The 25907-nt window shown below is 64.7% G+C and carries 25 protein-coding genes; 9 read left to right on the forward strand and 16 right to left on the reverse strand.

Annotated features, from left to right (window positions below; genetic code table 11):
* Genes QK290_RS02345 through QK290_RS02360 form a run of 4 tightly spaced genes read right to left on the reverse strand, consistent with a single transcriptional unit; the run spans window position 1 to window position 5845 of the window.
* Entirely contained in the window at window positions 1-795 is a 795-nt protein-coding gene (locus tag QK290_RS02345) for a CoA transferase subunit A (RefSeq protein ID WP_282329136.1), read from the reverse strand.
* A 58-nt stretch (window positions 796-853) separates the two neighbouring features.
* The gene (locus QK290_RS02350) at window positions 854-2017 is read right to left on the reverse strand and encodes an acyl-CoA dehydrogenase family protein (RefSeq protein ID WP_282329137.1); all 1164 of its coding nucleotides are present in this window, start codon (window positions 2015-2017) and stop codon (window positions 854-856) included.
* Between the two features lie 2 nt (window positions 2018-2019).
* Window positions 2020-4230: a biotin carboxylase N-terminal domain-containing protein gene (locus QK290_RS02355; protein WP_282329138.1), complete on the reverse strand. Its 2211-nt coding sequence runs from the start codon at window positions 4228-4230 to the stop codon at window positions 2020-2022.
* Between the two features lie 7 nt (window positions 4231-4237).
* Complete coding sequence (locus QK290_RS02360; protein WP_282329139.1) at window positions 4238-5845, reverse strand: carboxyl transferase domain-containing protein; 1608 nt, start codon at window positions 5843-5845, stop codon at window positions 4238-4240.
* A gap of 166 nt (window positions 5846-6011) precedes the next feature.
* Here QK290_RS02360 and QK290_RS02365 point away from each other — a divergent pair, with 166 nt between their 5' ends.
* Window positions 6012-6674 carry a TetR/AcrR family transcriptional regulator gene (locus tag QK290_RS02365; protein WP_282329140.1) on the forward strand — a complete coding sequence of 221 codons (663 nt, stop codon included), beginning with the start codon at window positions 6012-6014 and terminating at the stop codon, window positions 6672-6674.
* Between the two features lie 170 nt (window positions 6675-6844).
* Here QK290_RS02365 and QK290_RS02370 read toward each other — a convergent pair whose 3' ends face one another.
* Genes QK290_RS02370 through pdhA form a run of 3 tightly spaced genes read right to left on the reverse strand, consistent with a single transcriptional unit; the run spans window position 6845 to window position 10400 of the window.
* Window positions 6845-8284, reverse strand: coding sequence for a dihydrolipoamide acetyltransferase family protein (locus QK290_RS02370; protein ID WP_282329141.1), 1440 nt, complete (start codon window positions 8282-8284; stop codon window positions 6845-6847).
* A complete protein-coding gene (locus QK290_RS02375) occupies window positions 8281-9291 on the reverse strand; it encodes an alpha-ketoacid dehydrogenase subunit beta (RefSeq protein WP_282329142.1) in 1011 nt (336 codons plus the stop codon). The genes QK290_RS02370 and QK290_RS02375 overlap by 4 nt, the downstream gene beginning before the upstream one ends.
* Complete coding sequence (pdhA, locus tag QK290_RS02380; RefSeq protein ID WP_282329143.1) at window positions 9291-10400, reverse strand: pyruvate dehydrogenase (acetyl-transferring) E1 component subunit alpha; 1110 nt, start codon at window positions 10398-10400, stop codon at window positions 9291-9293. The genes QK290_RS02375 and pdhA overlap by 1 nt, the downstream gene beginning before the upstream one ends.
* Before the next feature lie 195 nt (window positions 10401-10595).
* On the opposite strand from pdhA, the gene QK290_RS02385 reads away from it, so the two are divergent.
* A complete protein-coding gene (locus QK290_RS02385) occupies window positions 10596-11069 on the forward strand; it encodes an Lrp/AsnC family transcriptional regulator (protein WP_282329144.1) in 474 nt (157 codons plus the stop codon).
* 139 nt (window positions 11070-11208) lie between these two features.
* Window positions 11209-11898 carry a hypothetical protein gene (locus tag QK290_RS02390; RefSeq protein WP_282329145.1) on the forward strand — a complete coding sequence of 230 codons (690 nt, stop codon included), beginning with the start codon at window positions 11209-11211 and terminating at the stop codon, window positions 11896-11898.
* Between the two features lie 109 nt (window positions 11899-12007).
* Here QK290_RS02390 and QK290_RS02395 read toward each other — a convergent pair whose 3' ends face one another.
* Together QK290_RS02395 and QK290_RS02400 are read right to left on the reverse strand one after the other, a co-directional pair.
* Window positions 12008-13624: a cation acetate symporter gene (locus tag QK290_RS02395; protein WP_282329146.1), complete on the reverse strand. Its 1617-nt coding sequence runs from the start codon at window positions 13622-13624 to the stop codon at window positions 12008-12010.
* Window positions 13621-14001, reverse strand: coding sequence for a DUF485 domain-containing protein (locus QK290_RS02400; protein WP_185263074.1), 381 nt, complete (start codon window positions 13999-14001; stop codon window positions 13621-13623). The genes QK290_RS02395 and QK290_RS02400 overlap by 4 nt, the downstream gene beginning before the upstream one ends.
* A gap of 180 nt (window positions 14002-14181) precedes the next feature.
* Here QK290_RS02400 and QK290_RS02405 point away from each other — a divergent pair, with 180 nt between their 5' ends.
* The 5 genes from QK290_RS02405 to QK290_RS02425 are packed head-to-tail and all read left to right on the forward strand — an operon-like array spanning window position 14182 to window position 18709.
* Entirely contained in the window at window positions 14182-15372 is a 1191-nt protein-coding gene (locus QK290_RS02405) for a histidine kinase (RefSeq protein ID WP_282329147.1), read from the forward strand.
* 45 nt (window positions 15373-15417) lie between these two features.
* Window positions 15418-16140, forward strand: coding sequence for a LytTR family DNA-binding domain-containing protein (locus QK290_RS02410; protein ID WP_282329148.1), 723 nt, complete (start codon window positions 15418-15420; stop codon window positions 16138-16140).
* On the forward strand, window positions 16137-16484 hold the full coding sequence (locus tag QK290_RS02415) for a hypothetical protein (RefSeq protein WP_282329149.1): 348 nt from the start codon (window positions 16137-16139) through the stop codon (window positions 16482-16484). Before QK290_RS02410 ends, QK290_RS02415 begins: the two co-directional genes overlap by 4 nt.
* Before the next feature lie 7 nt (window positions 16485-16491).
* Window positions 16492-17958 (forward strand): cation acetate symporter, encoded by a 1467-nt coding sequence (locus tag QK290_RS02420; RefSeq protein WP_282329150.1) that lies wholly within the window; start codon window positions 16492-16494, stop codon window positions 17956-17958.
* Between the two features lie 55 nt (window positions 17959-18013).
* A complete protein-coding gene (locus QK290_RS02425) occupies window positions 18014-18709 on the forward strand; it encodes a hypothetical protein (RefSeq protein WP_348994427.1) in 696 nt (231 codons plus the stop codon).
* Window positions 18710-18740: 31 nt separating this feature from the next.
* Here the strand turns inward: QK290_RS02425 and QK290_RS02430 are convergent, their stop codons facing one another.
* The 6 genes from QK290_RS02430 to rpsB all read right to left on the reverse strand — a co-directional run bounded on the left by QK290_RS02430 (window position 18741) and on the right by rpsB (window position 23750).
* Window positions 18741-19325: a DivIVA domain-containing protein gene (locus QK290_RS02430; protein ID WP_282329151.1), complete on the reverse strand. Its 585-nt coding sequence runs from the start codon at window positions 19323-19325 to the stop codon at window positions 18741-18743.
* A 94-nt stretch (window positions 19326-19419) separates the two neighbouring features.
* Window positions 19420-20343: a phosphatidate cytidylyltransferase gene (locus QK290_RS02435; RefSeq protein ID WP_282329152.1), complete on the reverse strand. Its 924-nt coding sequence runs from the start codon at window positions 20341-20343 to the stop codon at window positions 19420-19422.
* Window positions 20343-20900, reverse strand: coding sequence for a ribosome recycling factor (gene frr / locus QK290_RS02440; RefSeq protein WP_056348274.1), 558 nt, complete (start codon window positions 20898-20900; stop codon window positions 20343-20345). The genes QK290_RS02435 and frr overlap by 1 nt, the downstream gene beginning before the upstream one ends.
* A 125-nt stretch (window positions 20901-21025) precedes the next feature.
* Window positions 21026-21763 carry a UMP kinase gene (pyrH, locus tag QK290_RS02445; RefSeq protein WP_193340142.1) on the reverse strand — a complete coding sequence of 246 codons (738 nt, stop codon included), beginning with the start codon at window positions 21761-21763 and terminating at the stop codon, window positions 21026-21028.
* A gap of 127 nt (window positions 21764-21890) precedes the next feature.
* Window positions 21891-22727, reverse strand: coding sequence for a translation elongation factor Ts (gene tsf / locus QK290_RS02450; RefSeq protein ID WP_282329154.1), 837 nt, complete (start codon window positions 22725-22727; stop codon window positions 21891-21893).
* A gap of 120 nt (window positions 22728-22847) precedes the next feature.
* Window positions 22848-23750 (reverse strand): 30S ribosomal protein S2, encoded by a 903-nt coding sequence (rpsB, locus tag QK290_RS02455; protein ID WP_282329155.1) that lies wholly within the window; start codon window positions 23748-23750, stop codon window positions 22848-22850.
* Between the two features lie 404 nt (window positions 23751-24154).
* Between rpsB and QK290_RS02460 the strand changes: the two genes are divergently transcribed.
* Window positions 24155-24652 (forward strand): M23 family metallopeptidase, encoded by a 498-nt coding sequence (locus QK290_RS02460; RefSeq protein WP_282329156.1) that lies wholly within the window; start codon window positions 24155-24157, stop codon window positions 24650-24652.
* Between the two features lie 12 nt (window positions 24653-24664).
* On the opposite strand, the gene QK290_RS02465 is transcribed toward QK290_RS02460, so the two are convergent.
* Window positions 24665-25855, reverse strand: coding sequence for an acyl-CoA dehydrogenase family protein (locus QK290_RS02465; RefSeq protein ID WP_185263063.1), 1191 nt, complete (start codon window positions 25853-25855; stop codon window positions 24665-24667).
* Window positions 25856-25907 lie beyond the last annotated feature (52 nt).

A 25907-nucleotide genomic window follows, 5' to 3' on the forward strand; every position in this document is an offset into this window, starting at 1 on the left:
CTACGCTCCTGCCTGTTCGGTGGTGCTCCCGGTTCCGGCAGCCTGGGCAAGGGCGACGGTCCGCTTTTCGATCCGCTTCTCACCGGCGGGCACAACCACCACCCGCTGGACGAAGATGCCTGGCGTGTGGACGTGCTCCGGGTCCAGGTCGCCCGGTTCCACCAGCTCCTCCACCTCGGCGATGGTGATTTTTCCCGCCATGGCGCAGAGCGGGTTGAAGTTCATGGCGGTGGCGTGGAAGACCAGGTTGCCGTGGCGGTCACCCTTCCAGGCGTGGACCAGTCCGAAGTCGGGTGTCAGGGATTCCTCCAGGACGTAGTCCACATCGTTGAAAGTCCGCACTTCCTTGGGGGAAGAGGCGATGGCGATGCCGCCGTCGGCATCGTACTTCTGCGGCAGGCCGCCGTCGGACACCTGCGTGCCGACCCCGGCTTTGGTGTAGAAGGCGGGGATCCCGGCGCCGCCGGCCCGGAGCTTTTCCGCCAACGTTCCCTGCGGGGTGAGGACCACCTCAAGCTCGCCGGAGAGGTACTGGCGCGCGAACTCCTTGTTCTCGCCGACGTAGGAACTGACGGTCCGCCGGATCCTGCCGTCACGGAGCAGTACGCCCAGCCCCCAGTCGTCCACGCCGCAGTTGTTGCTGACGGTTTCGAGGTCCTTGGTGCCGTGCCGGTGCAGGGCACCGATCAGTGCCACCGGGATTCCGCAGAGGCCGAACCCTCCCACCGCGAGCGACGCGCCGTCGGGAATGTCCGCAATGGCTTCCTCGGCGCTGGCAACAACCTTGTTGATCATCGTTGGTCCTTTCAGGTCTCGACGGGCTCGACTACCGTTTTACAGCTCGACCACCGTTTTACAGCCCCAGTTCGCGGGCGATGAGCATCAACTGGACTTCCGTGGTGCCCTCCCCCACTTCGAGGATCTTGGAGTCGCGGTAGTGGCGTGCCACGGTGAATTCGTTGATGAAGCCATAGCCGCCGAATACCTGGGTGGCATCCCGCGCGTTATCCATGGCCGCCTCGCCTGCGACCATCTTAGCGATGGCCGCCTGCGTCTTGAACGGCTTCCCCGCCAGCATCCTCGACGCTGCGTCGTAGTACGCCAGGCGGGCCGTATGGGCCCGGGCCTGCATGCGGGCGATCTTGAACGAGATGGCCTGGTATTTGCCGATGTGATGGCCGAACGCGCTGCGTTCCTTGGCGTACTTCACGGACAGGTCAACACAGCCCTGCGCCGCCCCCGTCGCCAAAGCCGCGATGGCGATCCGGCCCTCGTCCAGGATGGAAAGGAAGTTCGCGTAACCCCGCCCCTCCGCACCGAGCAGGTTCGTTTCCGGCACCCGGACGTCCTTGAGCGTCAGCGGGTGCGTGTCCGAGGCGTTCCAGCCCACTTTGTTGTAGGCCTTCTCCGCCCTGAAACCCGGAGTCGTGGTGGGCACCAGGATGGTGGAAATCTGCTTCTTGAGGCTGCCATCCTTGCGTTCCTTCTGACCCGTTACCGCGGTGACCGTGACCAGGCGCGTGATGTCGGTCCCGGAGTTGGTGATGAATTCCTTGTTGCCGTTGATCACCCAGTCACCGTTCTCACGATGGGCGTGGGTTTTGGTCCCGCCGGCGTCTGAGCCTGCTTCCGGCTCCGTGAGTCCGAACCCGGCGAGCGCCTTGCCGGAGGCCAGCAGCGGGAGCCACTCCTCCTTCTGGGCCTCGGTGCCGAACCGGTACACCGGCATTGCGCCGAGGGAGACGCCTGCTTCCAGCGTGATGGCCACGGACTGGTCCACCCGGCCCAGCTGTTCGAGGGCGAGCGCCAGGGCGAAGTAGTCCCCGCCCATCCCGCCGTGCTCTTCCGGGAACGGCAGCCCGAAGAGGCCCATGTCCGCCATCTGGGACACCACCTCGTACGGGAAGCTGTGCTCCTCATCGTGCTTGGCCGAGACCGGCGCCACCACGTTGTCCGCGAAGTCCCGGACGGTGTCGCTGAGGTCCTGGTATTCCTCGTTGAGCTCAAAATCTGCCATGGCTAGGCTCCCTTGCCTGTGTTGTTGGAATCCTTGTTCGACTCCGTGTTGGAATCCTGAAGTGAATCTGCATCTGAATCGGTGGTTGAAGGGTGGATGGTGGCCAGCACCTGGTCCGCTTTGACCGGCTGACCGGCCTTGATGCTGATGTGGACCGTGCCGGCCACCTCTGCCACCAGCTGGTGTTCCATCTTCATGGCTTCCACGGAGAGGAGAACCTGTCCGGCTTCCACGGTGTCGCCGTTGCTGACCGCAACGGATACCACCGTTCCGGGCATGGGCGAGCGCACCTCCGGGTCCGCGGTGCCTTCCTCGCGCTCGACGGCGGCGAGCACCCGGACCAGCCGCGACTCCCGCGTCAGCACCTCCAGCCTGCAGGACCAGCCTCCGTTGCCGAGGAACAGCTCCGCGGGAACTCCGGGAGACAGGTGGCCCGGGGTAAGGCTGACCGGGACCGCGTCCGCTGGCGCCAGCGCATACTCCGTGGTTTCGCCGTCGAGCGTAAGGGCCAGGCACCCGCGGCCCGGCAGTCGCAGCGAAGCTGTCCGCCAGGGCCCGTCACCGACACAGACGTGGACCGGGCCGGCGGCCACGCGGCCTATGACACTCACTGTTGCGATCCCGCCGTCGGGCGTTCCCAGGCTGATCCGCCGGGGCGCCGGCGCCCCGATCCGCCAGCCGTTGCTGGCCTGCCAGGGACCGGGGGGCGTCCCCGTGCTGTCCTGTTCCCCGCTCACGACGGCGTACAGGGCGGCCGCGACCAGTTCGGCGTCGTCAACCCGCCGGAAGGCGAAGCCGGGCATCTTGCGCTCGATCAGGCCGGTGTCGAGATGTCCGGCGCGGACGTCGTCGTCGTTGATCAGCAGCCTCAGGTACTCAACATTCGTGTCGATGCCAAGGGCTGTGTAGCCGGCGAGTGCCGCGTCCAGGGTGTCCAAGGCAACGGTGCGGTCCGGGCCCCACGCAATGACCTTTGAAATCATCGGATCGTAGCTGGAGGAGATCTCCAGACCCTCCAGCAGGGCCGAATCCACCCGGATCGTGCCGGCTCCGTGATCGGGCATTTCGTCCAGCAGGAGCACGGTCCCGGTGGACGGCATGAAGGTCCGCTCCGGGATTTCCGCGTAGACGCGGGCTTCGACGGCGTGCCCGTTAAGTTCGACGTCGTCCTGGCGGACGGTCAGTTCCTCACCGGCGGCGATGCGGACCTGCCATTCGACCAGGTCTACGCCGGTGACCATTTCGGTCACCGGGTGCTCCACCTGGAGGCGGGTATTCATCTCCATAAAGAAGAACTCGTCAGGGGCCTCGTCCGAGACCAGGAACTCCACAGTTCCCGCACCGCTGTAGTTCACGCTGCGGGCCGCCTGGCAGGCAGCCTCGCCGATCCGAGCCCGGGTAGCGCCGCCGTCGTGCAATGACTCCAGCAGCGGCGACGGCGCTTCCTCAATCACTTTCTGGTGGCGGCGCTGCAGCGAGCACTCGCGCTCCCCCAGGTGGATGACGTTGCCGTGGTTGTCGGCCAGGACCTGGACTTCGATGTGTCGGGGCATGCGGACCAGCCGCTCCAGGAACAGCGTGTCGTCGCCGAAGGCACCCGCCGCCACACGCCGGGCGGTGACCAGCGTGGCTGCAAGGTCTGCGGCCCGTTCCACGACGTGCATGCCCTTGCCGCCGCCGCCCGCCGAAGGTTTGATGAGCAACGGGAATCCGACGGCGTCCGCGGCCCCGATCAGCTGCGCGTCAGTCATGCCCGGTTCGGCGATGCCCGGCACCACCGGGACACCGTAGCCGGCCACATGGTTCTTGGATCGGATCTTGTCGCCCATGACGTTCAAGGATTCGACGCCGGGGCCGATGAAGGTGATGCCGGCGGCTTCGAGGGCGCGGGCAAAATCGACGTTTTCGCTGAGGAAGCCGTAGCCGGGGTGGACTGCATCGGCGCCGGTGTCGCGGCAGGCCTTGAGGATCGCCGCAATCTTGAGGTAGCTCTCTGCAGCGGCGGCGGGGCCGATCCGCACGGCAGTGTCAGCCTCGTGCACGTGCCGGGCCCCGGCATCGGCGTCGCTATGGACGGCCACGGAACGGATGCCCAGTGCCCGCAGGGTGCGGATCACGCGGCAGGCGATCTCCCCACGGTTGGCGACCAGCACGGTGTTGAACAGCGGCTTCTGCGGAGTGGTGGAACGAATGTCGGGCGAGGAAACGGTCATGGCTGACTCACATCCGGAAAAGGCCGAAGGAGGTCTCCGGCAGCGGGGCGCGGGAGACGACGTCGAGCGCCAGTCCCAGGACGGTGCGGGTGTCCGCGGGGTCAATCACGCCGTCGTCCCAAAGGCGGGCGGTGGAATAGTAGGGGCTGCCCTGATCTTCATACTGCTGTTTGATCGGGGCCTTAAAGGCTTCCTCGTCCTCAGCGGACCATTCCCGGCCCGCCACTTCGTACTGGTCGCGCTTGACCGTGGCCAGGACGCCGGAGGCCTGGTTGCCGCCCATGACCGAGATGCGGGACGCCGGCCACATCCACAGGAAGCGCGGTGAGTAGGCCCGCCCGCACATGGAGTAGTTGCCCGCGCCGAAGGACCCTCCGATGACGACGGTCAGTTTGGGCACCCGGGCGGTGGCGACGGCGGTGACCATTTTGGCGCCGTTCTTGGCAATGCCGCCTTGCTCGGAATCCTTGCCCACCATGAACCCGGAAATGTTCTGCAGGAAAATGAGGGGAATGCCGCGCTGGTCGCAGAGCTCGATGAAGTGTGCGCCCTTGAGCGAGGACTCGCTGAAGAGCACGCCGTTGTTGGCCACGATCCCCACCGGGTGCCCGTGCAGCCTGGCGAACCCCGTGACCAGTGTGGTGCCGTACTCCCTCTTGAACTCGTGGAACCTGCTGCCGTCCACCAGCCGGGCAACGACCTCGTGCACGTCGTACTGCGCGTTGACGTCCGCAGGGACGGCGCCGTACAACTCTTCCGGATCCGCCAGAGGCTCGACGACGGTGTCCACATCCCACGCGGGAGCTGCCGGCCTCGGCAGGGTGGCCACGATGTCGCGGACGATCTGCAGTGCGTGTTCGTCGTTCTCGGCGAGATGGTCCGTGACCCCCGAGATCCTCGAGTGCACATCACCGCCGCCCAGTTCCTCCGCGGTGACGATCTCGCCGATGGCGGCCTTTACCAGCGGCGGACCGCCCAGGAAGATGGTGCCCTGGTTCCGCACGATCACCGTCTCATCGCTCATCGCCGGAACGTAAGCTCCGCCCGCCGTGCAGGAACCCATGACTGAGGCGATCTGCGGGATCTTCGCTGCTGACATCTTCGCCTGGTTGAAGAAGATCCGGCCGAAGTGCTCCTTGTCCGGGAACACTTCGTCCTGTTTCGGAAGGAAGGCCCCGCCCGAATCCACCAGGTAGATGCACGGCAGCCGGTTCTCCAGCGCAATCTCCTGGGCGCGGAGGTGCTTCTTCACCGTCATCGGATAATACGTGCCACCCTTGACCGTGGCGTCATTGGAAATCACCAGGACCTGGCGGCCGTGCACCATCCCGATCCCGGCAATGACCCCGGCACCCGGCGATTCGTTGTTGTACATGCCGTTGGCTGCCAGCGGCGCAATCTCCAGGAACGGGCTGCCGTCATCCAGCAGCCGGTCGATGCGTTCCCGGGGCAGCAGCTTGCCACGGGCCACATGGCGCTCCCGCGACTTTTCCGGCCCGCCCAACGCGGCGTCAGCCAGCCTGGTCCGGAGCTCTGCGGCCAGAGCGAGTTGTGCAGCGTTATTTGCAGCAAACACTTCACTTGCGGCATCAAGCCGGCTGGCGAGGGTCTCCATCGACGGTGTCCGTTCCTCATCTTTTGAAAGCCACCAAGGCTCCGGCAGAGCCGGAGAAACCAGCTCGGTTAATGCTTTATAACTGGAAATCAGGTTAGTCTTTATTAACTGTGATGTCCAACACAACGGGACATTGTTAGAATCTGCTGTTCCTAGGAGGAAAAGCATGCCCACAACCCCACCGGTCAAACCGTCCGCACAGGCACTGGCAGCCCAGGGAACTCCCGGAACACCCCGCAGCCAGGCGAAGGAGAACCGACGTCAGGCCCTACTTACCGCGGCCGCGGCGCTCTTTGCGCTGCACGGGTTTAACCGCGTGTCGCTGGAAGATCTGGGCGCCGCAGCTGGTGTCAGCGGCCCGGCCGTTTATCGCCACTTCCAGGGCAAGCAGGCGGTGTTGGGAGACCTGCTGCTCACCGTCAGCCGCGAGCTGCTCGACGGCGGCCGGCGCGTCATTGCCGAGACCGCGGACCCACTCGCTGCGCTCCGCAGGCTAGTGGGCTTCCAGGTGGAGTTCGCGCTGGGAAAGCCGGACGTGATCCGGGTGCAGGACCGGGATTTCAGCAACCTCAGCCAGAAGGACCAGTCCGAGGTACGGACGCTGCAGCGGAACTACGTGGAGATTTGGGTGGAGGTCCTGTCGCTGCTGCATCCGGGCACCGACGCCATCGAACTGCGGATGCGGGCCCACGCTGCCTTCGGCCTGATCAACTCCACGCCGCACTCCATACGGAACCACGGACGCAAGATCGCGCCCAAAACGGCCCGGCCGCTTCTGGAGAGCATGGCGTTGGCGGCACTCACGGTGGAGGTTCCCGAAGTTCCCTGACCACAGGCTCGGTGCCTCCAGGGTCCGCGCCTCCAGGGTCCGTGCGACAAAAAGGGCCCTACGGGTGGTGCGGGCCTGAGCGGCGGGGCGACCCAGACCCCAGAGTTTTTGTCCAGATAAAGAGGTTTAGATCGCCCGAAACCCGGATTATCTGGACAAAAACTCGTGGGTCAGACCATCGTGAGCACCATGCCGGGTTCGGCCAGGATGGCGCCAACATCGGCAAGGAACCGAGAGCCCTGCTCCCCGTCCACCAGGCGGTGGTCAAAGGACAAGCTCAGTGTCATGACCTGGCGCAGGGCCACCTCATCCTGGAATTCCCATGGCATTCTCCGCACGGCCCCCATGGCCAGGATGGCCGCCTCGCCGGGGTTCAGGATGGGCGTGCCCGCATCGATGCCGAAGACGCCGATGTTCGTGATGGAGATGGTGCCGCCGGAGAGGTCGGCCGGGGCAGTCTTGCCCGCCCGCGCCGTCTCGGTCAGCCCGGTCAGGGCTTCGGAGAGTTCCAGCAGCGAGAAGGTATCCGCGTCCTTGATGTTCGGCACGGTGAGCCCGCGGGGAGTCGCCGCCGCGATGCCCAAGTTCACGTAGTTGAACTGCACAATCTCCTGGCCTGCCTCCTCCCACCGTGAGTTCAGCGACGGGTTCCGCCGCAGCGCGATCAGCACCGCCTTGGCTACCAACGTCAGCGGCGTGAGCTTGTAGCCGGCAAAGGCCCTACTCGTCTTCAGCTTGGCCAACAGGTCCATGGTGGGCGTCACATCCACCGTGAGGAATTCCGTCGCATGTGGAGCCGTGAACGCACTCGCCACCATCGCGGCCGCCGTGAACTTGCGGACGCCCTTGATGGGAGTACGGACTTCCCGGCCGCCCTGCGCTCCCGGCCCCGCGGCAGAAACCGAATCCGATACCGCGGAAAGGTGACGCACCGGCGCCGACAGTTCCCCGCCGACAAAATTCCGGACATCCTCCCGCGTGATCAGTCCGCCGGCACCGGTACCCGCGACCGCGGCCAGCTCGACACCGAGGTCTTTGGCCAGCTTCCGGACCGGCGGCGTGGAGCGTGGGCGCTCCGCAGTGTCGGCGGGCCTGGTTTCGACAGGCTCAACCACCGGCGTTTCGGTCCTAACCTGCTCAACCACCGGGGTTTTGAAGTTGCGGGCCCTGCGGGCTGGACGGCCCGAACTTTCGACGACGGCGCCGTACCCCACCAGGTTTGGCTCGCGTTTTGCGGCGCCCGCCACAGCATTGGTCGCCCCGGCGGGCGCAACCCCGGCGGGCGCAACTCCGGCGGGCGCAACTCCGGCGGGCGCAACTCCGGCGGGCGCAAGCTCTGAAGGTGAGGAGCCGCCGTCGTCCGCTACTTCGAAGGAGACGATCGGCTTGCCCACCTCCACGATTGTTCCCGGCTCTTCATGGAGCGCAGTGATCACGCCCGCGAAAGGTGACGGCAGCTCCACTACGGCCTTCGCGGTTTCCACCTCGGCGATGACCTGGTTCAGCGTCACCGTGTCTCCCACTGCCACTTTCCAGCTGAGGATTTCGGATTCCGTGAGGCCTTCGCCGAGGTCCGGGAGCCTGAATTCCTTGATCATGGCGGCGCTCATCCTTCCAACCCGCTGAGGGAGTTCGGGCGTCCGAGGGCGCGGTCCACGCCGTCGAGGATCCGGTCCAGGCCGGGCAGATGGTGCATTTCGAGCTTGGAGTACGGGTAAGGAATATCGAACCCGGTGATACGGACGGGGGCGGTTTCGAGGTGGTAGAAGCACCGCTCGGTAATGCTGGCCGCAACTTCGGCGCCCAGGCCACCGGACTGGCCGGCTTCATGGGTGACCACCAGCCTGCCTGTTTTCCGGACGGATGCTTCAACGGTGGCGTAGTCCACGGGTGCCAGCGAGCGCAGGTCGATGACCTCGATGGAGATGCCTTCGTCGGCGGCCGCGGCTGCTGCGTCCTTGGCCGTCTTCACCAACGGCCCGTAGGCCACGAGCGTCACATCCGTGCCCTCGGCGACAACGCGGGCGGAGTCCATGGGCAGCGCGGTGCGCGGATCGATGCCCTCATCCACTTCACCTTTGTCGTGGTAGCGGCGCTTGGGCTCGAAGTACAGTACCGGGTCATCGGACAGGATGGCCTGCTGGATCACGGTGTGGGCATCCTGCGGGTTGGACACGCTGACCACACGAAGCCCCGAGGTATGCGTGAAGTACGCCTCGGGCGACTCGGAGTGGTGCTCGGGTGAGCCGATGCCACCTCCGAACGGGACGCGGATGGTGATGGGCATCTTCACGGCCCCCTGGGTGCGGTAGTGCAGCTTCGCCACCTGGCTCACGATCTGGTCGAAGGCGGGGTAGATAAAGCCGTCGAACTGGATCTCCACCACCGGGCGGTAACCGCGGTAGGCGAGGCCGACGGCGGTGCCCATGATGGCCGATTCGGCCAGCGGGGTGTCCACCACGCGGTGGGTGCCGAAATCCTTCTGGAGGCCGTCGGTCACCCGGAAAACACCGCCGAGGGTGCCAATATCCTCGCCCATGAGGATGACTTTTGGATCGTTTTCGAGGGATTTGCGCAGGCCGGAATTGATGGCTCGGGCAAAGGTCATCTGGGTCATCAGCGTGCACCTTCTTCTGAGGTGGCTCCCGCGGGATCGCCGAAGGAAGCCAGGTAACGGGCGTAGTGGTCCTGCTGCCGGTCCAGCCACGAGTTGGGCTCGCTGTACACATGCTTGAAGATGTCCATCGGCTCCGGATCCGGCATGCCGATGCAGCCCGAACGGATTTCGCGGGCGACTGACTCTGCCTTGTCGTGAACGTGCTGCTTGACCTGATCCGTGAGGAGGCCCTTGCGTTCCAGCAGGGCCTTGACCCGCAGGATGGGGTCCTTCGCGGCCCAGTCCTCCAGTTCATTGGCGTCACGGTAGCGGGTGGGATCGTCAGCGGTGGTGTGCGGTCCCATGCGGTATGTGACCGCTTCGATGAACGTGGGTCCGCCGCCGTGCCGGGCACGGTCCAAGGCCACGCGCGTGGCTGCCATAACGGCCAGCACATCATTGCCGTCCACCCGGAGGCTGGGAATGCCGAATCCGGTAGCCCGGTCCGCGATCTGGATGTGGGACTGCAAGCGCACAGGCTCCGAAATGGCCCAATGGTTGTTGGAGCAGAAGAAGACCACGGGCGCCTGGAAGCTGGCGGCAAAGACCATGGCCTCGTTGACGTCGCCTTCGCTGGTGGCACCGTCGCCGAAGTACGTCACCGCCACCGAGTCCGCGCCGTCGTTCTGGATGCCCATGGCGTAACCGGTGGCATGCAGCGTCTGCGCGCCGATGATGATCTGCGGGGTGGCCATATTCACGGAGTACGGATCCCAGCCGGAGGAGGCCGTGCCACGCCACACCCGCGTGATGTCTGTCAGGTCCACGCCGCGGCAGTACGCCACACCGTTTTCCCGGTAGCTGGAGAAAACAAAGTCGTCCTCGCGCAGGGCCCTGCCGGAACCGACCTGCGCCGCCTCTTGCCCCAGCAACGGGGGCCAAAGACCAAGTTCGCCTTGACGCTGGAGGGCGGTGGCCTCAACATCGATCCGCCGGATCACCGTGAGGTCCTCGTAAAGGGAACATAACTGCTCATCCCCGATGTCCTTCATCCATGGATCAAACTCCGGGTGGCTGATCCGCTCCCCTGCCGGGGTAATCAGCTGGATCAGGTTCCTGTCTGTAGACACGATGGCACGCAACCTTCTCACGTCGTTTGACCGGAGCCTGGGGACTTATGGTCCCGCCCGCCGTCGGCCGCCCGGGCGCCGTTGCCCCGGATATTTGTGACCCTACTCACAACGCTCAATGGGTACAACCACCGCGGCGGATACTGCGCATAATGCCCCGTTTGCAGAGAGGTCACCGTGCTAAAGTTGCGCATTATGCACGTTTTGGATGGCACAGACACGCGGCTACTCTCGGCCTTGGCCCGCGACCCCAGGCGGACAGTGGTGGCGTTGGCCCAGAAGCTGGGGCTGTCCCGGAACACCGTGCAGGCGCGCATGGCCCAGCTGGAGAAGAAGCACGTCTTCCTGTCCTTTGAACGGCGGATCAACCCCGTGTCACTGGGCTATCCGCTGATGGCGTTCATTTCCGTCCATGTCCAGCAGCAGAAACTCGGGCAGCTGGCCCATGACCTCGCCGGCATTCCGGAAATCCTGGAAGGCTACGGCCTCACCGGCTCCGCTGACCTCCTGCTCCGCGTGGTAGCTCTGGACGCCGAGGATCTCTTCCGGATCAACGGGAAGATCCTGGCCTGCAATGGAGTGGACCGGACGGATACCGCCCTGGCCATGGGCGAACTCATCCCCTTCCGCATCCAGCCATTGCTTGAGCGGGGATCCGGAGACGCCTAGGGCCGGCAGCCCTTATTAATTCGGCGATACCCAGCCCCGGCGGGGCGGGTTATAGGCTGTTCCAAGGTCAATCCATGGGTGCCGTTCAGCGGGTCCCTACAATAAGGCAGTGCCAGTGCGTTGCCGGAAAGGCTCCATCGTGAGCAATCCTCAGGAACCGTACCAGCCGGTTCAGCCGGCGGCCTGGCCCGCACAACCAGCCGGGCAGCCCGGGAACCCTGGGCAGCACGGCGCGCCACCGCTGCCGGGCAACCCGCCACATGGTGCGCCGGGACAGAACGGTGCGCCGGGGCAATACGGTCCCCCGTCGCAGTTTGGCCCGCCTGCACAGTACGGGGCACCTGGCCAGTACTCGCCAGATGGACCGTTCGGCCTGCCCGGACAGGAACCCCCGGCGCGAAACCGCCGGAAGCTGTGGACCATCCTCGGCATTATGGGCGGTGTCCTGCTGCTGGCGGTGGTGGGCGTGCTCATCCTGGTCAACGTTGTCAACGGAGCCACCAACCATGCTCGGGGACTGGCTGACGGCTTCACGAAGCTGGTGATTGCGGGCGACAGTTCCAAGGCCTACGACGACTATCTTGACCCCGCCCTCCGCGAACAGCTGACCAAGGAAGAATTCATCGCCGGCATCAAGACGCTAGAGATGGATAACACCTGCAAGCCGGCCTACAACCAGGTGACTGCCAGCACCGAGAACGGCACGAAAGCGGCCGACGTGGCCGGCCTCATCACTTGCGACGGCGACAAGAAGATCGACCTCGCCTACCGCTTCGAAGGCACCGACGAGCTGAGAATGATCAACATCAAGCTCAAGCCCCAGTCCTAGCGCCAGCACCAGAGCAGAAAAGAGTCCCCGTGCCTTGACGGCCCGGGGACTCTTGTCTGTGGTTCAAGATCCGCTGCGACGATCAGCCAGCAGGATCGTTTTCAGCGTGTCAGTGGTCGACGGCTTTCTCCGCGCCAACACCGGTCAGGGAGCGTACTTCCATCTCCGCCTGCTTGGCGGTGTCCTCGCGCTTCTTGTCCAGCACCGTGCCCAGCCAGCCGAGCAGGAATGCCAGCGGGATGGACACAATGCCAGGGTTGCTCAGGGGGAAGAAGGCGAAGTTGGCACCCGGGACCATGGAGGTCTTCAGGCCGGAAACCACAGGCGAGAAGGCGATCAGGATGATTGCCGAGCCCAGGCCGCCGTACATGCTCCAGACCGCACCCTGGGTGGTGAACCTGCGCCAGAACAACGAGTAGACGATCGTCGGGAGGTTCGCCGACGCCGCAACGGCGAAGGCGAGCGCCACTAGGAAAGCCACGTTCTGGCCGTTGGCGAAGATGCCACCCAGGATGGCCATCACGCCGATGACCACCACGGTGCGCCGCGCCACCTTGACCTCTGTCTCGGCGTCGGCCTTGCCCTTGGAGATAACGCTGGCGTAGATGTCGTGGGCGAAGGACGCTGCGGCGGTGATGGTCAGCCCGGCCACCACTGCCAGGATGGTGGCGAAGGCCACCGCGGAAATAAAGCCCAGGAGCAGTGGTCCGCCGAGATAGAAGGCCAGCAGCGGGGCCGCCGAATTGACGCCGCCCGGGGCGGCCTTGATCGTTTCGGCTCCCACCAGCGCTGCAGCGCCGTAACCCAGGACCAGGGTGAACAGGTAGAAAAGTCCGATCAGCCCGATGGACCAGACAACGGATTTGCGGGCTTCCTTGGCGGTCGGGACCGTGTAGAAGCGCATCAGCACGTGGGGAAGGGCAGCCGTTCCCAGGACCAGGGCGAGGGCAAGGGACATGAAGTCCAGCTTGGACGTCTCGGTCTTGCCGTACTGCAGGCCGGGGTTGAGAATGTTCGGGTTGCCCGAGGTTTCCACGGCGCCGCCCAGCAGGTCGGAGAGGTTGAACCCGTAGATGGCCAGCACCCAGAAGGTCATCACGGCAGCACCGGCAATCAGCAGGATCGCCTTGATGATCTGGACCCAGGTGGTGCCCTTCATCCCGCCGATCAGTACGTACATGATCATGAGGGCGCCGACGACGATGATCACCAGTGCCTGTCCGCCCCAGTCGCTGATGCCCAGCAGCAGCGAAATGAGGCTGCCTGCTCCGGCCATCTGCGCGAGCAGGTAGAAGAAGCAGACGGCGAGGGTGGAGATGGCCGCAGCGATGCGGACCGGCCGCTGCTTGAGCCGGAAGGAGAGGACATCGGCCATGGTGAACTTTCCGGTGTTGCGGAGCAGCTCAGCGACTAGCAGCAGGGCCACGAGCCAGGCAACCAGGAAGCCAATGGAATACATAAAGCCGTCGTAGCCGTTGATGGCGATGGCGCCGGTGATGCCCAGAAACGATGCGGCGGACAGGTAATCCCCGGCAATTGCCGTTCCGTTCTGGGAACCGGTGAACGAGCGGCCGGCCGCGTAGTAGTCCGCAGCGGTTTTGTTGTTCCGGCTGGCGCGCAGCACAATCACCATGGTGACGGCAACGAAAAGGCCGAAGATGCCCATGTTCAGCAACGTAGTGTCCTTGAGCGCGGCCACATCCACCGCGGTGGCAATTCCGATCATTTGGTGACTCCACTCACTCGGTTGCCGCCTTTGTCGAACTCATGGCCTTCGATTTCGTTGCGGATCTCCGCCGCGATGGGGTCCAGCCTCCGGTTGGAGTAGCTGACGTACCAGCCGGTGATGGCGAACGTGGAGATGAACTGCAGCAGGCCCAGGATCAGTCCGACGTTGATGTTGCCCCACACTTTGGTGGACATAAAATCGACGGCGTAGTCAGCCAGCAGGACATACGCGAAGTACCACAGCAGGAATGCCACGGCCATGGGGAATACAAAGCTGCGGTGACGTTTGCGCAGTTCCTGGAACCGCTCTGTCGACTGGACCTGTTCGAAGTCCACGGACGCCGCTGCGTCCGGAGTGTGGGCATCGTTACCCATCGTTCCTCCTCATTGAGACTTGCCTGGTTCACACCGGCCGAGGCCTGCGGGCAGGATTCGGACAATGTGACTGCAATCACTCTGCGCTGCCGCGGGCGGCCATTCCAGAACCATGGCCGGAACGGTCGCTCAACGGTTACGATGCTGCGACTAACGGCACCCGCCGCTACGCTGGGCACCATGCCAGACTCCCCGCTGCTGACCGCCGCCGCAGTTGCGGTGATTGTGCTGGCGATCGCCGTCGTCGTCGGCGTTGGCATCAAGCTGCTCCGCTCCTTCCGTGAGTTGGGCACTGACGCTGAGCGCGCCACGTACAACACCCTCCACGCTGCATCGAGTGCCGGCCAGCACCTTCGTACCGGCCTCAATCCGGCGGGCGCGGCCAAGGCGAGCCGGCAGCTAAGGAACCTGCTGGGCTGTGATGCGCTGGCCATCACCGATACGGCCGGGGTGCTTGCCTGGGACGGTGCCGCCGAGGAACTGAAGCCCCGGTTGATGAACCTGGCGGCAGAGGTCCTGATCGGCGGCCGGACCGCGGTGCTCCAGGCGCGGGACCTGGGTGCGGACCTTGCCTCCGGGAACCTCGCCGCAGTCATCGCCCCGGTCCGTGCCGGGTCACGGGTGGTGGGCGTCGTGGCGGCGTTTGCCCCGTCGGCCGGCGCAGGCCTGGTCCGTGCCACGAGCGAAGTGGCGGACTGGGTGGCCGTCCAGGTGGAGCTCGCTGAGCTGGACGCGTCCCGGACGCTGCTGATGGAAGCCGAAGTCCGGGCGCTGCGTGCCCAGATCAGCCCCCATTTCATCTACAACTCGCTGAACGCCATCGCGTCGTTCATCAACACGGATCCGGAGCGGGCGCGCGAACTCGTGGTGGAGTTCGCCGATTTCACCCGGTACTCGTTCCGGCGCCACGGCGACTTCACCACGCTAGCGGAGGAACTGCGCTGCATTGACCGGTACCTGCTGCTGGAGCGTGCCCGATTCGGTGAGCGCGTCCAGGTCAGCCTGCGGATCGCACCGGAAGTCCTGAGCACCGTCATCCCGTTCCTCAGCCTCCAGCCTCTGGTGGAGAACGCCGTCAGGCACGGCCTGGAGGCCAAGGAAGGGGCGGGCCACATCACCATTACCGCCAACGATTCGGGCGCCTACGCGGAAGTGACCATCGAGGACGACGGCGTGGGGATGGACCCTGCCGAGCTCCAGTCAATGCTGGCCGGGCACCACGACGGCGACCATGTGGGGCTGCGCAACGTGGACGCCCGGCTCCGGCAGGTGTACGGTGACCAGCACGGCCTGGTGATCGAGACGGCGCCGGGCGAGGGAACGCTGATCACCATGCGCGTGCCCAAGTCCCAGCCCGGCCATGACGCCTGAACCAGCCGCCTGCTTCCAACCGCCTGCGGCGGCTAATGTAGGACCATGATTAATGTCCTCGTCGCCGACGACGAGCTACCCGCCGTGGAGGAACTGGCCTACCTGCTGGGCAAGGACGACCGGATCGGGGTCATCCACCGGGCTACGTCCGGCGCGGAGGCACTGCGGGCCCTGAACACCGAAAGGATTGATGCCGTCTTCCTGGATATTCACATGCCCGCCGTGTCCGGCCTTGATGTGGCACGCGCCATCACGCGCAGCAGCAAACCTCCAGCGGTGGTGTTTGTGACCGCGGACGAGGACTGCGCCTTGGAAGCCTTCGAACTGGCCGCCGTGGACTATCTGCTCAAGCCCGTCCGGGCCGAGCGGCTCTCCCGGTCGGTGGGCCGGATCAGCGAGCTGCTGCGCGACGGCGCCTCCGCCGCCCCCGAGATGATCACCGTTGACCAGGGCGGCACCACCAGGATGATCAGGCGCGACGACGTTACGTACGTCCAGGCGCAGGGAGACTACGCCCGGCTGCACACCGCGGATGCCAGCTATCTCATCCGCGTGCCGCTGGCCGATCTGGAGCAGCAGTGGGCGGAGGCCGGGTTCATCCGGACGCACCGGTCCTACCTGGTGGCGCTGAAGCATGTGCAGTCCATGAAGCTGGCGGCGGACAAGCCCAGCGTCTCGGTGGCCGGCGCCGGCCTGCCCATCAGCCGCCGCCACCTTCCCATGGTCAGGGAAAAGCTGGAAGCCACCCGCATCCGGCCGCAGGCATGACCCGGGTCCGCGTCACCGCCCCGCGCTCGGTGCCCCGGCCCGCCGGGGAATCCCGCGAGGCGGCGGAGGAATCAGACGTGGGACAGGTCTTCGTCCGCTCCCTGATCCGTTCCCAGTTGCGGCTGGCCCTGGTTGTGGCCATCGTATTCCTGCTGATCCTGTCTGCGTTCCCGTTGCTGGCAGCCGTGCCGGGCTTGGCCGATACCCGGGTTGCGGGTGTCCCGCTCGACTGGATCCTTCTGGGTGCCGGCATCTATCCGGTGATCGGCCTCAGCGCCTGGCTTTTTATCCGGGCCGCGGCACGGAATGAGAGCCGCTACCGGGACCTGGCCGGGGACAAGTGATGGCCTGATGAATCCGGTAGTGGGCGTGATGGCACTGGTTGTCGTTTCGCTGGCAACAGCCGCCATCGGGTTCTACGGGCTGCGTATCTCCCGGACCACCGGAGATTTCTACGTGGCCTCCCGGACTGTCAGGCCCTGGTGGAACGCCTCGGCCATCGGCGGAGAGTACCTCTCTGCGGCGAGTTTCCTCGGCGTAGCCGGGCTGATCCTGCTGTCCGGTACCGACGCACTGTGGTTTCCCGTGGGCTACACCGCCGGCTACCTGATGCTGTTGCTCTTTGTGGCCGCACCGCTGCGCCGGTCCGGCGCGTACACAATCCCGGACTTCACCGAGGCCAGGCTGGATTCGCGCGCGGTCCGACGTGTGACCAGTGTGGTGGTGGTTGTGGTGGGCTGGCTGTACATTGTGCCGCAGCTCCACGGCGCGGCACTGACCATCCGGATCACCACCGGGCTGCCAGCCTGGGTAGGCTCCGTGGCCGTGGTGGTTGTGGTGTGCCTGACCGTTGTGGCCGGCGGCATGCGCTCCATTACGTTTGTGCAGGCCTTCCAGTTCTGGCTGAAGCTCACCGCCATTGCTGTGCCCGTCCTGTTCATCGTGTTTACGCTCGCCGGTGACGGGGAATCCGCGGTGGCTCCCGCCGTCGTGAATCCCACCGGGCTGGCCCCGGCCGGGCCGTACCAGAACATCTCGCTGCTGGTGGCGCTGCTGTTCGGCACGCTGGGACTCCCTCACGTCCTGGTCCGCTTCTACACGAATCCGGACGGACACTCGGCCCGGCGGACCACCCTGATCGTGCTCGGGCTGCTCTCGGTGTTTTACCTGTTTCCCACCGCCTACGGGCTGGTGGGGCGGATGTTCGCGCCCGAACTCGCCCGGTCAGGGCAGCCGGACGCCGTGGTTCTCCTGCTGCCGGGGCAGCTGATCGGTGGAACCGCCGGCGATCTGCTCTCCGCGTTGGTGGTGGCCGGAGCCTTTGCCGCGTTCCTGTCCACCACGTCCGGCCTGGTGGTCTCCTTGGCGGGCGTGATCAGCCAGGACGTGCTCGGCGGCGGTGTGCGGGGATTCCGGCTCGCCGCGGTCGTCTCCGCTGTGGTCCCGCTGGGAATTGCCCTGATGACTGATTCCATGGCGCTGGCCGGCAGCGTGGGCCTGGTGTTCGCGTTTACGGCCTCCACCGTCTGCCCGGTGCTCCTGCTGGGCATCTGGTGGCGCGGGCTCACCGATGCGGGCGCCATCGCCGGCATGGTGACCGGAGGCGTCCTCTGCGGTGGCGCCATGGTGTGGGGAAACATCCTGGGCGCCGCCGGCACGCCGTTCTGGCTGGCCCAGCCGGCGGCGTGGACCGTTCCGGCCGCCTTCGCCGTGACAGTGCTCGTCTCCCGGGCGACAAAACATCGGATTCCGCGGACCACGGCGCGGGTCATGACCCGGCTGCACACGCCGGAACGGCCGTTGGCCACCGAACGCTGATCTTACCCGCACAAGCGGTCCCGGGCTTCCCGCCGGGCGGCTGGAGGGAGGACAATTGCGGCATGTCCACGCAGGACGGAAACACCCCCATGAGGCGGACGGCGTCCCGCCGTCGGTCCGGGCGCAGCTGCTCGCCACCGAGCATTGGAGCCTGCTTGCATCCCGCAGCACTACACAGGCTGAGGTACTGACCCGCATCAGCATGTTCCTGATGTTCACCTCCGCCAGCCTGGTCAGCCTGGCACTGGTGGGTCAGGCCACCAGGTTCTCGGACATGTTCATGGTTTTGGCCGGAGTGGTGCTCTCCGTAGACGTCGTTATCGGCTGCCTCACGCAGGTCCGGGTTTTTAATGTTGCGTACGAGGACCTGATGTATGTGCTCGCGATGAACCGACTGCGGGCGGCCTACGTTGCCCTTGACCCGGGCATGGCCCGGTACTTCATGACCTCCGTGCACGACGACCTGCCAGGCTCCGTCCAGACGTACGACTTCCTGGGGAGCCGCAACCCACTGAGCCATGTGGCAGGAAGCAGCATGACTTTCATCAGCACAGCGAACTCGGCGCTCATCGCGATCCTGGCAGGGCTGCTGACATCCATCTTCGGGACAGGCGCCGCCGGCGCGGCCGCCGTAGGGGCCGTGTTCGGACTGGCTTTTTTCACCGGTTCGTCGGTCTACGGCTACAGGACGTATATGGCAGTTTGGCGCCAATTCACGCCTGTGTCCCCCACTCCCCGGGAAAGTCATTGAGCCTGGTCCGGGGCAGCGTGCCGGGAAGCTTTCAGTCGATGGCCGCCATGAGTTCAACCACGCGGTCCAGGAAGGCATCAACCTGCGTCTCTTCGTAGCCGTCCTTGCCGACGGCGGGACGGAAGACCACCCGGCGGACGTTGTCCACGCTGAGCGGCTTGTCCTCTTCGAGGTAGCCGATCAGGTCGTAGCAAAGGTTGTCCACATCCAGGATGTTGTAACTGCGGGCCTTCTTTTTTGACGGGCGCCGGAACCGCTCACCGTCAGGCCGGTGAAGGCGGCCCCTGAGGATTCCGGAGAGGCTGCCGATCTCCCGCAGCCAGGCATCCTCGCCCTTGGCGGCGATCAGTTCGTCCCGTTCGCGGCGGGCGAAGGCGTCTTCGAGCCGGTCCAGCGCTGCGTCGACGACGGCGGCAGCGTAGCCGCCCTTGACCGGGTCAAAGGAGACGCCCCGGACGTCGGCGCTGGTGACGCCTCGGCTGGTGGCCTTCGGTGTTTCAAGTGCCACCCTGGCCCGCTGGAGGAACTGGTCCACCTGTTTGGCGTTGTACCCGAATTCGTTGCCCCGCACGCGCTCAAACGACGCGGGAGTTTTCCGTTGAAAGTCCAATGCCACTGTTGTTCCTTTGTTGCTCTTCAGCTGGGTCAGGTTACGCACCAGTCTATTGGCGCTGCCGGTGCTCCGGCGGAGGTGGGCAGTTAAGGCCGTGTCAGACGCCCGCGACCAGTGCGAACAGCACAAATGCCACGGGACAGGCGAAGACGATGGAATCCAGCCGGTCCATTACGCCCCCATGTCCGGGCAGGATGCTGCTCATGTCCTTGATTCCCAGTTCCCGCTTGACCATGGACTCGGCCAGGTCTCCTGCGGTGGACGCCGCAACGACGCCAACCGCAAGGATCACACCCACCCACCAGGGTTTGTCCAGCAGGAAAATGCTGGCGAGGATGCCGATCAGCACGGCCCCGGCAACGGATCCGGCGAAACCCTCCCAGGATTTCTTGGGGCTGATTTTGGGGGCCATGGGATGTTTCCCCAGCGACGCGCCTACGAGATAGCCGAACGTATCGTTCGAAACCACTAGCAGGAGCATCACGGCCACCTGCCAGGCCCCTGGCGGCACGGTCCCGCCAGGCCAGAGACCCACCGGGGTGGCGACACCGACGGCGTGCAGCGGCAGCACGGCGAAACTGATGAAGAACGGCACCCACCCCAGCGTGAATACACCGGCAAAGATGCTGTTCGCTGATCCCGCCGGGCTCTCCACTGAACGCCAGAGGAGAACTGCAACGCAGCTCAGGAGCATGACAAAAAGAAGGCTCTCAAGACCGCCGAAATAGGCGGCAAACGGCATGCCGAGTGTACCCACCATGACCGGGACGATGGGCAGCCTGGTTCCGTTCGCCTCCAGGGCGCGGAAGATCTCCCAGACTCCGAAGACCGCGAACCCGGTGGTGACCGCCACGAATCCGAGCGGGAGGAAAACCAGGCCGCCCAGCACACCTATCAGCATGGCCAAGCCCACCACAATGGCTGCCGGAAGATTCCGGCCGGCCTTGGGTGTCGGATTACTCCGCAACTGTTTCCCCCTGGTGCGCGCCCTTGGTGCGGGGGCCTGCTCTGCCTGGCTCATCAGACTTCGAGCAGCTCTGCTTCCTTGCGCTTGAGCAGCTCGTCAATGCCGTCCACGTGCGATTTGGTCAGGCCATCCAGTTCCTTTTCGGCGCGGCTGCCTTCGTCCTCGCCGGCTTCGCCATCCTTGACAAGCTTGTCCAGCGTCTCTTTGGCCTTACGCCGGATGTTGCGGATGGAGATCTTCGCGTCCTCGCCCTTGGTCTTGACGATCTTGACGTATTCCTTGCGGCGTTCCTGGGTCAGGTCCGGAATGGTGATTCTGATGACGTTGCCGTCGTTGGAGGGGTTGGCACCCACCTCGGAATCACTCAGGGCCCTCTCGATGTCCCGCAGCGCGGTCTTGTCGAACGGCGTGATGAGGATGGTGCGCGCGTCCGGAATGGCGAAGGAAGCGAGCTGCTGCAGCGGGGTGGGCGAACCGTAGTAGTCAACCAGAACCTTGTTGTAAAGGCCCGGGTTTGCCCGTCCGGTGCGGATCGAGGCGAAGTCTTCCTTGGCTACCTCTACTGCCTTGTCCATCTTCTCTTCGGCTTCGAGCAAGGTTTCTTCGATCACGGTCTCTCCTCAGAAATCAGTGCAGTCCGGATACCGGTTCCCTGCACAATCTTGGTTCAGTGTTCCTGGTTCCATTGTTGCCCGGCCGCGGCCATGGAACCGTACTCAGATCATCCTAGCTGCAGCTACGGGGTCACCAGGGTACCGAGCTTTTCACCCAGGATGGCGCGGGTGACGTTCCCTTCGCCTTCCATTCCAAAAACCACCATGGACAGGTTGTTGTCCTTGCACATGGTCATTGCCGTCTGGTCCATGACCCTGATGTCGCGGCGCAGGGCGTCGTCGTAGCTCAGGGTGTCCAGCTTCTCGGCAGTGGGGTCTTTCTTCGGATCCGCGGTGTAGACGGCGTCCACGCCGCTCTTGGCCATCAGGACAACATCCGCGTGGACTTCCAGGGCGCGCTGGGCGGCCACAGTGTCCGTGGAGAAGTACGGCAGGCCGGCGCCGGCGCCGAAGATGACCACGCGGCCCTTTTCCATGTGCCGGATGGCCCGGCGCGGAATGTACGCCTCGGCGACCTGGCCCATGGTAATGGCGCTCTGCACGCGGGTTTCCACGCCGGCCTGCTCCAGGAAGTCCTGCAGCGCCAGGCAGTTCATGACAGTACCGAGCATGCCCATGTAGTCCGCGCGCGAACGGTCCATGCCGCTCTGGGACAGTTCCGCACCACGGAAGAAGTTACCGCCGCCGACGACGATTGCGACCTCGACGTCGGGGACCGCCGCGGCGATCTGCTTGGCGACATCGCGGACGGTGTCGGGATCAACGCCCAGCTTGCCGCCGCCGAAGACCTCGCCGGACAACTTCAGGAGGACGCGGCGCCTGCTTTTCTCTGGCTGGCTTGAAGAATTGACGGCTTCCATAGGTGCCTTCCCGTTGGTGAACTCTGAAAAAGGTTATCGTGCCGGGTGGCCAAAGGTCTCATCGGACGTTCAGCCGGTGCATGCAAAAGGGGCGGCCACCGAAGTGGCCACCCCTTTGCGGATTCGACTAGGAGCCGACGCGGAAACGTGCGAAGGACGTACCCTTGACGCCGGCCTCTTCGAGGACCTGCGCCACAGACTTCTTGGCGTCCTTGGCGAAAGCCTGATCAACCAGGACCTCACCCTTGAAGAAGCCCGTTACGCGGCCTTCCACAATCTTAGTCATTGCCGCCTCGGGCTTGCCTTCAGCCTTGGCAGTCTCTTCGGCGATGCGACGCTCGGACTCGACCAGGTCGGACGGTACGTCTTCCCGGGTCAGGTAGTTCGGGGACATCGCTGCGATGTGCACTGCAATGTCGTGTGCGGCGGTGGCAGCGGCTTCGCCTTCACCGTCAACGGCGAACAGGACGCCGACCTGGGCCGGGAGATCCTTGGACGTCTTGTGCAGGTACGCGTCAACGGTGCCGCCCACAATGCGCGAGAGCTTGCGGACAACAACCTTCTCGCCGAGGATTGCACCTTCTTCGACGACAACCTCGGACAGCGGCTTGCCGTCAACTTCGGTGGCCAGGAGGGTGTCGAGATCGGCAGCGCCGGACTCCACAGCCACGGCCAGGACCTTGTCAGCCAGCTGGATGAACTTGTCAGCCTTGGCCACGAAGTCGGTCTCGCAGTTGACTTCGATCATAACGCCGACGCCGTTGCTGACCTTGGCGGCCACCAGGCCTTCAGCGGTGGAGCGGCCTTCGCGCTTCGTAGCGCCCTTGAGGCCCTTGATGCGGATGATCTCGATGGCCTTTTCGGCGTCACCGTTGGCTTCGTCAAGAGCCTTCTTGACATCCATCATGCCGGCGCCGGTGCGCTCGCGCAGAGCCTTGATATCGGCGGCAGTGTAGTTCGCCATGGGAACCCCTCTGTCTAGAAAATGTATGTGGTGTACGGACCGACAGGACAGCGGCTCACCGGGTGAGCTGCCATCCTGTCAGGTGCTCCGGCGCTGCGGGCAGCGCCGGAGAATCCGGATTTACTTGTCAGCGTCGGCGGCGGGAGCCTCGGCGGCTGCCGGAGCTTCCTCGGCAACCGGGGCTGCTTCTTCGGCTGCCGGAGCGGCAACTTCTTCAGCAGCCGGAGCAGCCTCAACAGCCGGAGCTTCTTCAGTCTTGCTGCCTTCGAGGAGTTCGCGCTCCCACTCAGCCAGCGGTTCTTCCGGAGCTTCCGTGGTGCCCGTAGCGCGGTTGTGGCGGGCGATGAGGCCCTCCGCAACGGCGTCGGCGACAACGCGGGTCAGCAGGTTGACGGAGCGGATGGCGTCGTCGTTGCCCGGGATCGGGAAGTCAACTTCGTCAGGATCGCAGTTGGTGTCCAGGATGGCCACAACCGGGATGTTCAGCTTCTTGGCTTCGTCAACGGCCAGGTGTTCCTTCTTGGTGTCCACGATCCAGAGCACGGACGGCGCCTTGGTCAGGTTGCGGATACCGCCGAGGTTGGTTTCCAGCTTGGTGAGTTCACGGCGAAGGAGCAGCAGTTCCTTCTTCGTGTACGCGGAACCGGCGACGTCGTCGAAGTCGATCTCTTCCAGTTCCTTCATGCGCTGGATGCGCTTGGAAACGGTCTGGAAGTTGGTCAGCATACCGCCGAGCCAGCGCTGGTTCACGTAGGGCTGTCCAACGCGGGTAGCCTGCTCAGCGATGGATTCCTGGGCCTGCTTCTTGGTGCCTACGAAGAGTACGGTGCCGCCGTGTGCAACGGTGGCCTTTACGAACTCGTAGGCGCGGTCGATGTAGGACAGCGACTGCTGAAGGTCAATGATGTAGATGCCGTTGCGCTCCGTGAAGATGAATCGCTTCATCTTCGGGTTCCAACGGCGGGTCTGGTGTCCAAAGTGGACGCCGCTGTCAAGCAGCTGGCGCATAGTTACGACGGGCATGCCGGCGCTCCTTCCGGCAGGTCATTCATGAGAGAACCTTTTCAGGCTCTCTTACCCTGCCAATAGTTGACGGTTATTTAGCGTGGCCCAAGACGGGCCGTGCTCCTGGCATCCATTGCGACCCTTACCAGGACCGCGAGGCCCTGACCGCAAGAGACACAATCCTCCTCATACAAAGCCGGAGCTTCAGATTTGGAGGGCTGGATACGCGTAGTCAGTTGCTGCTCCCCCGCATTCCTGAATGAGGCGTGCCGACGCAAGCGTTGAGGGCACAGCAAACTGCTCCACCAAGTGTACTACAGGAGCCAATAACCGCTGGACTACCCGAGGGCCCTCGGCGGGCGTTTTCCACATGGCCAAAGTGGGCACTCCCCATCAGGGATCCGGCACGTAAAGCTGGGTTCATGAAAGCATCACTCGTCCTGGCCGCCGTGCTACTGCTTCCGGCCACGGCGGCCCCAGCAGGTACAGCGCCGCGCGATTCCTGGGAGTGGCCGCTCTCCCCCAGGCCCACGGTGCTGCGCGCCTTTGACCCTCCGGACAAGCCGTGGATGAGCGGGCATCGTGGCGTGGACTTGGAAGCAACGCACGACGGCGTCCCGGTCACCTCGCCGGAGTCCGGCACCGTCAGTTTTGTGGGAGTGGTAGTGGACCGCCCCGTGATCACCATCGATCACGGGGGCGGTCTCCGCAGCAGTTTTGAGCCGGTCGGCAGCCCGCTCACGGCGGGAACCGTGGTGGCGAAGGGCGAAACCATCGGAACGCTGCAACCCGGGCACTGCGGTGCCATTGCCTGCGTCCACTGGGGCGTCCGGCGCGGGGACGCCTACGTCAACCCGCTGGAATTCGTCACGGACCTCCGCCCGTCCATCCTGTTGCCCCTGGGGCCGGACACGGGCTGACGGCCGACGGCACTAGACGATGGCAGAGATCCCGGTGATGGCTCGGCCTGTCACGAGGGTGTTGATCTCGTGGGTTCCCTCATACGAGTAGATGGCTTCAGCATCTGCAAAGATCTTGGCCATCTCAAAGTCCGTCACGATGCCGTTGCCGCCCAGGAGGCTGCGGCCGATCGCAACACTCTCGCGCATCCGGGCGGTGGTGAATGCCTTGGCCAGGGCGGACTGTTCGTCCTTGGCCTGGCCGGCATCCTCCAGCTGGGAGAGCCGGACCATCATGCCCATCGAGCTGACGGCATTCCCGAGGATCTGCACCAGCTGGCTTTGGACGAGCTGGAACGACGCCAGCGGACGGCCGAACTGGTGGCGTTCCACGGCGTAGCGGCGGGCCACGTCAAACGCTGCCAGCTGCTGGCCAACTGCCTGCCAGCCCACGGACAGCCGCGTGACCTTCAGGACCTTGTTGGTGTCGCGGAAGCTGTTGGCGCCTGCCAGCTTGAAGAAGTCCGGAACCACCACGTTCTCCAGGACGATGTCTGCGTTCTGGACGGTCCGGAGGGAGATCTTGTTTTCGATCTTGGTGGCACTGAACCCGGGCAGCGCCGTATCTACGAGGAAACCCTTGACCTGGTTGTCGGCAAGGTCTCGGGCGTAGATGACCACCCAGTCCGAGAAAGTAGCGTTGCCGATCCAGCGCTTGTCGCCATTGAGGATCCAGGTGTCGCCGTCGCGCTGTGCTGTGGTGCGTGTGCCGCCGGCAACATCGGAACCGCCCAGGGGTTCGGTGAGCCCGAATGCGCCGATCTTCTTCAGCGAATAAATATCCGGCAGCCAGGCGTCCTGCTGTTCCTGGGAGGCAAGGGCTTCGATGGAGCCGGTGAACAGTCCGTCGTGCACGCCCATGAAGGTAGCGATGGAGGTATCGGCGCGGGTGGCCTCGGCGTGGACCAGGCCGGCAAACAGGTTGGAGTAGCCCTGGCGCCGCACCGGGCTCACCAGGTCAATTTCGGCCAGCTTGGGAATGAGTTCCATGGGGAACTCGCCGCGGTTCCAGCAGTCCACGGCAATCGGCCGGACTTCGCGGGCAAGGAAACCCCGAATCTCGGCGAGCCGGTCCTGCTCCTTGGCGGTGAGAAGTTGCTCGAAGGCGAAGAAGTCGCCGTCGGCGTACGGAAGGTTGTTGATGTCAATGGATTTCTTAGACATGGTTTTCCTCGCTAGGGATCAGTGCTGATGGACGGCTCCAAGGCGCGAATAT

The sequence above is a fragment of the Pseudarthrobacter sp. AL07 genome (assembly GCF_029960665.1).
Lineage (GTDB): Bacteria > Actinomycetota > Actinomycetes > Actinomycetales > Micrococcaceae > Arthrobacter.